Consider the following 10,833-nt stretch of genomic DNA (forward strand, 5'->3'; position numbering starts at 1 on the left):
CACACCAGGCCCAGGCCGAACAAGTGCTCATCCGCCAGCGGCTACCCACCAGGAGTCTGCCTCACCCACCGGCCAACTCCCACAACTCATTAGGCGGGAAGGAGGTAGCGGTCAGGGGCGGCAGACCAATACCAACCGTGACGTCCGAGGTTCCTGCCGGACACCCCTCCCGACGGGTCGCGGGCCGGGTTGCGGGTGACTGGCATACTCGATCCGGCCAGGTGGGGACCGGACATTGTGGTGGTGGCGTGCAGTTCCGGGTGCTGGGGCCGCCGGAGGTCGTCCGGGACGGTCGGGTGGTGCCGGTCGGCGGGCCGAAGCAACGCGCGCTGCTGGCGCTGTTCCTGCTGCGGCCGAACCGGTTCGTCGCCACCGACTGGCTGATCGACGCCCTGTGGGACGGCCGGCCGCCGGCCAGCGCCGAGATGACCCTCCGGACGTACGTGGCGGGGCTGCGCCGAGCCGTGGAGCCGCAACGCTCCCCCCGCGAGCCGGCCCGCATCCTGCGCAGCCACCCCAAGGGGTACGAGCTGCGGGTCGACGCCGACGCCATCGACGCGGCCCGGTTCCGCAGCCTGGTGGACCGGGCAGCGAGCGCACTGGCGGCCGGCGACCCGACGTCGGCGGAACGGGGCTACGTCGAGGCGCTGGCACTCTGGCGGGGTGAACCGTTGACCGGCGCGGCGGACCTGGACGCGGTACGCCCCGAGGCGACGCGGTTGGCCGAGCTGCGGCTCAGCGCCGAGGAGGGACGGTTCACCGCAGCCGTCGCGGCCGGGCGACCCGCCTCCGTGCTCGCCGAGTTGCGCCAGTTCGTCGCGGCGAACCCGGTACGCGAGGCCGCCCGCGCCCAGCTGATGCTGGCGCTCTACCGCTCCGGCCGGCAGACCGAGGCGCTGGCCGCCTTCGACGAGGGCCGCCGGATCCTGACCGGCGAGTACGGGCTCGATCCCGGCGCGGAGATCCGCGAGCTGCACCGCCTCATCCTCGACCAAGCCGTGCCGCCGGCGGTGACCACACCGACGGGGATGTCCGGCCCGACCTCCGCCTGGCCGGAACGCCCCCCGGGCCTCGCCGCAGCCAGCACCGGGACTTCGACGCACGCCCTGGTCGGCCGGGGTGCCGAGCTGGCCCGGCTGGTGGCGGAGCTGACCGAGGCGGCGCACGGTGGCGGCCGGGTCACCGCCGTGGTGGGCGAGCCGGGGATCGGCAAGACCAGCCTCGCCGCCGAGATCGGCGCACTCGCTCGGGCGCGGGGCGTGCCGGTGGTGTGGGGGCGGTGTCCCGACGTCGGGCAGGCACCGCCGTTCTGGCTGTGGAGTCAGGTGGTACGGGCGCTCGCGGCGATGCCGCAGGCCGGCGCCACCGGATCGGCACGGCGGCTGGACGGGTTCGCCGCCGGTCCACTTCCCGGGTTGGTCGGCGACGCGGAACCCGATCCGGCGGCCCGGTTCCACGCGTACGAGGCCGTGGCGGAGCTGGTGCGTACGGTGGCCGGGCCGGACGGTCTGCTCATCGTGCTGGACGACCTGCACGCCGCCGACCCGGATTCGTTGCTGCTGCTGCGCTTCCTGTCCTCGATCCTGTCCGGCGCCCGCGCCCTCGTGGTCGCCACGATGCGACCGTACGAACACGACGCGGCGCTGCTGGCCACGGTGGCCGAACTGGCCCGGGGCCACGGTTTCAGCCAACTGCGGTTGACCGGTCTGGCCGCCGCGGCCGTGGCCGACCTGGTTCGCCAGCGCACCGGCGTGGCACCGGAGCAGCAGATCGTGGCGCGCCTGGTGACCCGTACCAGCGGGAATCCGTTCTTTATCACCGAGCTGCTTCGGTCGCGCACCGATCCGGCCGGCGCGGACCTGCCGCCGAGTATCCGGGACACCGTCCGGCTGCGCCTCGGTGACCTGCCCGAACCGGCCCGCGACTGCCTGGACCTGCTCAGCGTGGCCGGCCACGAGCTGGACGCGAGCACGATGGCGACGGCCCTGGAGGTGCCGGCGGAGAAGGTCGCCGACGCGCTGACGGCGGCGTACCGGGCTGAGCTGGTGGCCGAGGCCGGGCCGGGTGCGGTGCGCTTCCGCCACCCGCTGTTCGCCGAGGTCGCCTACGCCGAACTGCCCCCGCCGCGCCGGGCCGCGTGGCACGCCCGGCTGGCCACCGCCTACCAGCGGGCCGGCGATGTCGCCCCGGCCGAGTTGGCCCACCATTACGGGCACGCGGTCGGGCTCGGTCACGGCGAGGACCACCTACGATGGTCCCTGGCGGCGGCCGACGACGCGACCCGCCGGTTCGCCTATGAGGACGCCCTCGGCCACCTGGAGCGTGCCGCGCTCAGGCTGGCGCCGCTCGCCGCCGGTTCGCCGTCGGCGGCGCAGACCGAACTCTCCGTCGCGCTGCATCGGGCCGCCCTGTTGCAGATGACGGTGGGTGTCGGTGCCGACGCCGTTGACCAGGTCTGTGTCCGAGCCCGGGACCTGCTGGCGCTGGTCGGACCGGAGGTGGACGTCCGGCCCGCGCTGTGGGCGCTCGGCGAGCTGGCCGCCAACCAGGCCGACTTCGCGGTCTGCACGGACCTGGCTGGCCGGCTCGTCCGCGCCGACGCCGACGGCACCGGCCTGTTCCGGGCGGCCGGCGAGTACCTGCTGGGCGCCGTCGACTACTTCACCGGATCGCTGCCGGCGGCCGACCGGTGGCTCACCGCGGCGGTCGACCGACTGCGGGCGGTGGATCCGCGGCTGCTCGGCCGGCAGGTCGGCCGTGTGCCGGCGCTGGCCGCGTACAACTTCCGCGCCCTGGTCAGGTCGTTGCGCGGGGACCCGGACGCCGCTCGGCGGGACATCGCGGACGCCGAACTGCTCGCCGAGGAACTCAACGACCCGTACGGACGGGCGAACGCGGCGCTCTACGCCGCCTGGATGGGGATGCAGGAACAGGACGTGACGGCCGTACGGGCCGCCGCGCACCGGTGCCGCGACGTCGGCGCGGCCAACGGCCTGCCGCACTTCGTGACCACCGGCGCGTTCTTCCTCGAGTGGGCCGCCGCCCGCAGCGGGGAGCACGATCGGCTACCGGCGATGCGCGCCGCGGCCGAGGGGATCTACCGTCCCGGGCTGCGGGCCACCCGGACCGTCACGCTCAGTGCGATGGCCGAGGCGTACCTGACCGCGGGTGATCCGGTCACCGCGGCGGCGCTGGCCGAGGAGGGACTGGCCGTGACGGACCGGTTGGGTGAGTCGGTCTTCGCCGCCGAGCTGCACCGGATACGCGGCATCGCCCACGACGATCCGGCGGCGTTGGCCACCGGCGCCCGGCTCGCCGCCGACCAGGGCAGCAACCTCCTCCTCGCCCGCTTCCCCACCGACACCCCCCGCTGAGCAACCACGTCGCCGCCTCCTCCACACCGATTCCACAGGTCTTCCACACCGGGCTGGTGTCGTGGTCGGTGTAGCAGCCCGTGCCCGGGCAGGTCCCGGGCGCCCACGTCCCGGAGGGATAGTCATGAACCCGGCCCAGTCGTCGCCACGCGCCAAGGTGCAGGAGGTCGATGTCGTCGTCGTCGGATGCGGTCCGGTCGGCGCGCTGACCGCGAACCTGCTCGGTGTGCGTGGGATCAGCACGCTCGTGGTCGAGCGGAGCACGGCGCCGCACGGTCAGCCGCGGGCGTTCTCCTGCGACGACGAGGCGTTTCGCGTCTACCAGCAGGCGGGCCTGCTCGACCAGATCGCCGGTGACATGCACCAGCCGCCGCGGGCCGACTACGTCAACGCCGCCGGCCAGGTATTCGCCACCATCGCCTTCTCGGAGGTCGACTTCGGATTCGGGCACGCGCCGCTGAACTTCTTCGACCAACCGCTGCTGGAGCAGGCCCTGCGGGGTGGACTGGACCGGTTCGACCACGTCGAGCTGCAGCTGGGTACGGAGCTGGTGAGCCTGCAGCAGGACGACGATCGGGTGCAGCTGGTCCTGCGCGACGTGGTAACCGATCAGGTGCGCCCGGTGCGGGCCAGGTACGTGCTCGGCTGCGACGGTGCCCGGAGCACCACGCGGACCGCCGTCCGGATCCCGCTCACCGGTGCGAGCTACGCCGAACCGTGGCTGGCCATCTCCGGCGACGTGCCGCCGGAGGCCATCCGGGGCGAGCACACCACCTTCGTCTGCGACTGGCGGCGGCCGGCGTTCGTCTCCCCCGGGGCCCGGGGCAGCTACCGATTGGAGTTCATGCTTCTACCGGGCGAGACCGAGGCCGACATGCGCCGGCCGGAGACCATCGCCAAACTGGTCGAACCGTACGTCGACCCGGCGCGCTTCACCGTCACCAGGGCGGTGGTCTACACGTTCCACCACCTCATCGCGCAGCGATGGCGGGAGCGCCGGGTGTTCCTGCTGGGCGACGCAGCCCATCAGATGCCCCCGTTCCTCGGCCAGGGGCTGTGCAGCGGCCTGCGCGACGCGGCGAACCTGACCTGGAAGCTCGGCCTGGTGCTGGCCGGCGACGCCGACCCGGCGCTGCTCGACACGTACGAGACCGAGCGGCGACCGCACACCGCGGCGATGGCGGACACCAGCGTCCGCCTGGGACGGGTCTTCCTGGCCCGTAGCCGTCCCGCGGCCTGGCTGCGGGACGTCGCGCTGCGGGCGATACAGACCGTGCCCCGGGCGCGCCGGTTCGTCCGGCAGTTCGAGTTCAAGCCGCTGCCGGCGTACGAACGGGGCATGATGGCCGGCGGGCGGCGGGACGGCGCAGTCGGGACGATGTTCCCCCAGCCCCGGGTCGCCACCGCGGAGTCGACGACGCCCCGCCTGCTCGACGAGGTGCTCGGCTCCGGCTTCGCGGTGATCGGGTCCGGCGGCACGGCACCCCGGCCGGAAACGCCGGGACTGCCGGTGCGGTACGTCGCGGTGCATCCGGCCGGCACCGAGGCAGCGAGTCTGCCGGCGACCGGGGCCGACGTCGATCGGGTCGATGTCGTCGATGTCGACGGCGCGATCACCGCCTGGCTGCGCCGGCACCGGGCCGACGCGGTCGTCCTGCGACCGGACCGGTTCGTGTTCGCCGTGGCCGCGGCCGGCGGCCTCGACCAGGTGGCGCGGCAGCTCACGGCCGCCCTCGGCGCGCCGGAATCGGCCCGCCTGCCGGTCGGGTGACCAGAGACGTCCACTGTGTACGTAGCGTGACCCGGTCGGCGCTTCGGCGGCGGCCGGGCATCAGCTGAGCCCGAGTGTTCACCTCACGTTCTCCGTCCCGTTGGTTCACCGGTGCTACCAACAAGCCAGGTTCTTGGAAGATCATCGGTAGCGGCGGAACGGGAGCGTACGTGCGGGTCAAGGGGCTTGCGGCGGTCGCCGCGGCGATGATGGTGCTGGCCACCGGCTGCACCGGCGACGAACCCTATCCACGAGGGTCGGGCGGGCCCGGCGGCGATGCCTCCTCGGTACGCATCGTCGCCGGGTCCGAGCAGGAGAGCGTGGTCGAGACCATCGTCAAGCCGTGGTGCGCCAGCAAGGGCTACCACTGCGACGTGACGTTGAAGGGTTCCGTCGACCAGGCCCGCCTGCTCGCCGCCGGTAGCCGGGACTACGACGCCTACTGGTTCGCCTCCAGCGTCTTCTCCCAACTCGGCGACAAGGCCAACGTGCTGCAGGACGTGCAGCCGATGTTCCTCACCCCGGTGGTGTTCGCGGGGTGGCGTAGCGAGATGCAGCGGCTGGGCTTCGCCGGCCGACCGGACGTCGGCATCGCGGACATCCTGCGGGCCGTCGAGTCGGGCCGGACGACGGTCTGGGTGACCAACCCGACGCAGTCCAACTCCGGCGCCACCGTGCTGTTCGGTTTCATGAACTACTTCGCGGGCAACGGTCCCGTCACGCCGCTCAGCCAGGAGCAGCTCGACTCCCCGGCGGTCGAGCAGGGGGTGACCCGGTTCATCGCGGCGATGGATCAGACACCCCCGTCGACGGGCACCCTGATGACCGAGTGCCTCGCCCGCCCGAACGACTGCCGGACCATGTTCACCTATGAGGACCTGGTCATCGAGAAGAACCAGGAACTGGTGAGCGCCGGCAAGGAACCCCTGGTGGTGGCGTACCCGCGGGGGTCGCTGGCGATCAGCGACGCGCCGCTGGGTTTCCTCCCGCACGGCGACGCCGGCGACGCCGCCAAGCGGAAGATCGTCGGCGAGTTGCAGGAGCATCTGCTCACCGACGCGGGCGCGCAGGCTCAGCTGCTCAAGCTGGGACGGCGTCCGGTCAGCGGCATCGGGCTGACGCTGGACAACCCCGACCTGTCCGTGTTCAACCCGGAGTGGGGCATCCAGGCGACCATCAACGAGCAGGGCATCCAGTATCCGGCGGCGCCGGTCATCGAGGCGGCGCTGGACCGCTACCAGACCCGCTACCGGCGCCCGGTCAACACGTTCTACTGCCTCGACGGCAGCGGGTCGATGGCCTCGAACGAGGGCTGGGACGGGGTCAAGGCGGCCGCACACCAGATCTTCGACCAGGATCAGGCCGCCCTCAACTTCCTGCGTACCCACCCGCAGGACTCGACCACCGTCGGGATCTTCAATCGCGACCTGGTCGAGGGCACGCCGTGGGTGGTGAACGGCAACGACGAGGCCGGGCTGCACGGGCTCACGGAGAAGATCAACGGGTACCGTCCCACCGACGGCACCAACATGTACGCCTGCCTGCAACGGGCCGCCACCGACCTGCGCAGTCCGCAGCCCAACGACCGCCGTCGGCTGGTGGTGCTGATGACCGACGGCAGGTCGGAATCCGACGACCGGGGTGGGGCGGTGGCCGCCCTCAAGGCAATGGGCGTACCGGTGATCGCCATCGCGTTCGGCCGGGACGTCGACGCGGCGCAGTTGCGGGACGTCGCCGCGGCGACCGGCGGCGCGTACGTCCAGCAGGACGACCTGGTGGCGGCGCTGCGCCAGGCGGCTGGTTACAAGTGACCGGGCGCCGCCACACCGACGTACCCCGGCGGCTCCGATGAGGAGCAAGCTCGCCGCTCCGGTCGCGCTCGCCGCCGCGGTCGCGGTCTTCACCGGGGTCTTCGCCGCCACCACCAGCTTCCTGTGGGCGCCGCTGCTGGCGGTCGCCGCGGCCTTCGGGGTGTACTTCATGCTCGACGACCGCAGCCCGGCGCAGGCCCGCGGCGACGACTATCTCGACGAGGCACGGGCCAAGGTCGACGAGGCGCTCAAGGTGCTGCGCGGCATCGAGCGGCTCAGTCGTGAGGTGCAGGCGCCGGTCGCTCGGGCCGCCCTGCAATCGGCCTGTCGCTACGTGCCCGAGTTGTTCGACCGGGTCCGCGCGGCCGCGCCGAACAGCCTCTACTCCACCGCCAGCCAGATCGGCGGGCACCTGACCAGCCTCGACGGGGTCGTGCGGCAGTACCTCGACATCCAGGGCAAGCCGGTGCTCTACACCGATCCGGAGGCCCTCAAGCACAGCGGCGAGTTGGCGTTCGAACGCTTCGCCGCCTTCACCCTGGACAGCGTGCGGCTGGTCAACCAGGGCGACATCGCGCAGTACCGCGCCAACCTCGACACCGTCGCACCGCCGAAGCTGCCGGAGCTGGGCCGATGAAGGAGCCATCGTGAGATTGCCGAGCGTTCGATTCCTGATCGGACTGGTCACGGTGATCGTCGTCTGTGTCGTCGCCGCCGTGCTGTGGGTCCGCTCCGACAACGCCGCCACCTCGGCGGCACCGCCGACCGTGGTGAACTGCCTCGGTGGCTCCGAGAAGTCCGAGCTGATGGCCGACGCCGACGTCGCCCGGATCCTGCGGGACCGGTACCAGCTGGAGGTCAACTTCCGGCCGCTCGGCTCGTACGACCAGGTGCAGTTGAGCAGCGACGACCTCAAGGCCCGCCAACTCGACTGTCTGTGGCCGTCGAGCGCCAGCGCGCAGAGCGTGTTCGAGGCGCAGCACCCGGGCGCCTTCCCGGACTACCGGGCCGAGAACCTGCTGCAGTCGCCCGAGGTGGTCTACGCGGGGCCGCGCGGCACCGAAGCCCTGATCAAACGCGGCCTCGTCCAGCAGCGTGACAACCGGTACTACATCGTGAACATGAAGTCCCTGCTGCTGGAGCACGTCCTGAAGAGGCAGACCTGGGACGGCATCGGCGCGGCCGACCTGCGCGGGCCGATCACCGTGGCGAGCACCGACGCGGCCAAGTCGAACAGCGGCTTCGTGCTGGCTCAGCTCCAGCTGAGCATCGTCGCCACCGACGACGTGTTCCAGGCACCGAACCTCGCCCAGGCACGCAAGGCCCTGCCCACCATGCGGGCGCTGTACGACGCGCAGGGGCTTCAGGCGCGAAGCTCCGACTCCGGGTTCCGGGAATGGCTCACCCAGGGCGGCGAGTTCAAGTCGCCGCTGTACGCCGGGTACGAGAACCAGCTCATACAGCTGGTCGCGGGCGGCGGCGTGAACACCGCCAGCGTGCTCAAGAACGTCCGGCTGCTCTACCCCGACCCGACCATCTACAGCGATCATCCGTTGCTCGCGCTCAACAGCACCGCCACCCGGTTGATCGAGGCGATGAAGGACCCGGAGATCCAGACGATCGCCTGGCAGACGTACGGCTTCCGCTCGGCGCTTCAGGTCGGTGCCAACGATGTCGCGGACTTCCCCGACCTCGCGCTCGCCGAGCAGATCCGGACCACCCCGGCGCCGGCCGCCGACGTGACGCTCGCGCTGCTGAACTGCATCAAGGACGCCAACACCTGCAAGTGAGGGGAACCGACCGGCCATGACCGACGGATTGCAGATCGACTTCGGCAGCATCGTGGGCGGCGCGGCCGAACCACCGGCCGGTGCCGCCGACAGCGCCATCACCGGCGCGCTGGCCGCCAGCCAGCCACGCGAGCTGGTCTGCGCGGACCTGCTCAGCCCCGCCCAGCGGAGCCAGGCCGAGGCCGCGGCGAAGCAGCTCTACCCGGCGATGCTGGCCAACACCGAACAGCTCGCGGCCTTCGGCAACAGCGCCATCGACCAGGTCAACGCCCAGGTCAGCCGGATCTTCAAGGAGGTCGGCCGGGTCGACATCCCGGAGCTGACCAGCATCATGCGGCAGCTCAACGACCGGATGCGCACGTTCCGGCGCAAGTACGACCCGAGCGACCCGCAGGTCCGCGAGACGTTCAACAAGTTCGCGGACGCCATCAAGGGCATCTTCCGCAAGGGCCGCGACCTGCTGGAGATGCTGTTCGAGGAGGCCAGGACGGTCGAGCAGCAGCTGGACAAGGTGGCCGGTCAGCTCAGCGCCAAGCAGTTGGAGCTGCGCCGCAACGTGGTGCTCTGCGACGAGCTCTACAAGGCCAACGAGGCGGCGATCGGTCAGCTCATCGGCGCGATCGCGGTGATGGAACTGGTACGCGACGAGGCGCTGGCCGAGGCCCGGTCGATCACCGTCACGCCGGGCGCGGTCGACGAGCGGGACCGGCAGGAGCGGCTCTCCCTGGTCACCGAATTCATCCAGGCGCTCGAGGTACGGATCAACGAGTTCCAGCAGCGCCTCTTCGTGGCCTGGTCGACCTCGCCGCAGGTGCGCAACATCCGGACGCTGAACTACGGCCTGGGCCAGCGTCTCGCGCTACTGATGAACCTGACCATCCCGACGATGAAGCTCACCATCGCCCAGTGGGCGCTGCTGTTGCAGGCCAACCAGGCCGCCGACATGCAGCAGGTGGTCGCCGACGGCGCCAACGACGTGCTTTCCGCATACGCCCGGGCGTCGCAGGCCGCCATTCCGCAGATCGCCCGGACCATCCAGACCCCGACGATCCGCCCGGAGACCCTGCTGGAGGTCGCGGAGTCGATCGACGCGCAGGCGCGCGGCATCGAGGAAGCCGTCCGGTACGGGCAGCAGAAGCGCGCCGAGGTGGTGACCGCGATCGTGAGCGCCAACCAGTCGATGACGCAGTCGGCCAACCGGCTGTCGCAGACCGTGGTCGAGCTGGTGACCCGGGCCAAGGAGCCGCTGGCGCTGCCGGCCGGGCCGCAACTGCCCGCCTCCGTTCTCGAGCAGGCGCCAGCGGTGCTCACCCCGCAGCAGTCCCAGGCGAGGTGATCGACGGGAGACGATGACCAGGGCTAGCATGTGGATCATCGATCCACATCCACCCCTGGTCGACTCCGGCCACCAGCCGAGCGAAGGGAGACGCGCGTGCGTCGAACCCCCTTATTGACCCTACTCAGTGTCGGCGTGGCCGGCGCACTGGTGCTGAGCGCGGCACCGGCATCGGCGGAAGCACCGCCTGCGGTAACCACGTCACCGGACATCGTGGTCGTCGACGGCATGACCCAACCGGTGTTCTCGCTCGCCGACGCGATCGAGGAACGGGTGTACGTGGAAACCTCGGTGGACACCGACCACGACGGCCGTCCCGACCGGGTCGCGATCGACATCTCCCGGCCCCGGGAGACCGCCACCCAGGGCTTCAAGGTGCCGGTCATCTTCGAGCACAGCCCGTACCGCAAGGGCACCTGGAACGACGTGCCGTACCCGAGTGTGCTGGTGGACGAGCTGCCGCAGAACGGCGTCACCCGCCGATCGGGGCTGCGGGGGTCCGACGTGACGATCCAGAGTGCGACGGCGAAGGCCAACCTGCCGGGCCAACTGGACGACTACTACGTGCCGCGGGGGTACGCGGTGGTGCTCGGTCAGAGCGTTGGCACCGGCGACTCGGACGGCTGCCCGACCAGCGGTGACCAGGCCGAGACGCTCGGCACCAAGGCGGTCATCGACTGGCTGAACGGACGGGCGAAGGGGTACGACGCGAACGGTGCCCCGGTCACCGCCGACTGGACCACCGGCGCGG

At 71.5% G+C, this 10,833-nt stretch carries 7 protein-coding genes; all 7 read left to right on the forward strand.

Features of this window, described 5'->3' with window-relative positions:
• Positions 1-248: 248 nt before the first annotated feature.
• Positions 249-3,374 carry a BTAD domain-containing putative transcriptional regulator gene (locus AB0M52_RS23020; protein WP_363957129.1) on the forward strand — a complete coding sequence of 1,042 codons (3,126 nt, stop codon included), beginning with the start codon at positions 249-251 and terminating at the stop codon, positions 3,372-3,374.
• 124 nt (positions 3,375-3,498) lie between these two features.
• Complete coding sequence (locus AB0M52_RS23025; RefSeq protein ID WP_363957132.1) at positions 3,499-5,145, forward strand: bifunctional 3-(3-hydroxy-phenyl)propionate/3-hydroxycinnamic acid hydroxylase; 1,647 nt, start codon at positions 3,499-3,501, stop codon at positions 5,143-5,145.
• 170 nt (positions 5,146-5,315) lie between these two features.
• Complete coding sequence (locus AB0M52_RS23030; protein ID WP_363957135.1) at positions 5,316-6,956, forward strand: vWA domain-containing protein; 1,641 nt, start codon at positions 5,316-5,318, stop codon at positions 6,954-6,956.
• A 37-nt stretch (positions 6,957-6,993) separates the two neighbouring features.
• Positions 6,994-7,593: a hypothetical protein gene (locus AB0M52_RS23035; RefSeq protein ID WP_363957138.1), complete on the forward strand. Its 600-nt coding sequence runs from the start codon at positions 6,994-6,996 to the stop codon at positions 7,591-7,593.
• 10 nt (positions 7,594-7,603) lie between these two features.
• Positions 7,604-8,746 carry a hypothetical protein gene (locus AB0M52_RS23040; RefSeq protein WP_363957141.1) on the forward strand — a complete coding sequence of 381 codons (1,143 nt, stop codon included), beginning with the start codon at positions 7,604-7,606 and terminating at the stop codon, positions 8,744-8,746.
• 16 nt (positions 8,747-8,762) lie between these two features.
• Entirely contained in the window at positions 8,763-10,082 is a 1,320-nt protein-coding gene (locus AB0M52_RS23045; RefSeq protein WP_363957143.1) for a toxic anion resistance protein, read from the forward strand.
• A 135-nt stretch (positions 10,083-10,217) separates the two neighbouring features.
• Positions 10,218-10,833: CocE/NonD family hydrolase (locus tag AB0M52_RS23050; protein WP_363957145.1), on the forward strand; the 616-nt coding region annotated here is incomplete at its 3' end.

Source organism: Micromonospora sp. NPDC051296, from assembly GCF_040682255.1.
In the GTDB taxonomy this organism is placed as follows: domain Bacteria; phylum Actinomycetota; class Actinomycetes; order Mycobacteriales; family Micromonosporaceae; genus Micromonospora; species Micromonospora craterilacus.

Excerpts from the sequence above, each read along its gene's own strand:
- AB0M52_RS23035 (WP_363957138.1), top strand. The coding sequence starts at position 6,994 with ATGAGGAGCAAGCTCGCCGCTCCGGTCGCGCTCGCCGCCGCGGTCGCG.
- AB0M52_RS23045 (WP_363957143.1), top strand. The coding sequence starts at position 8,763 with ATGACCGACGGATTGCAGATCGACTTCGGCAGCATCGTGGGCGGCGCG.
- AB0M52_RS23025 (WP_363957132.1), top strand. The coding sequence starts at position 3,499 with ATGAACCCGGCCCAGTCGTCGCCACGCGCCAAGGTGCAGGAGGTCGAT.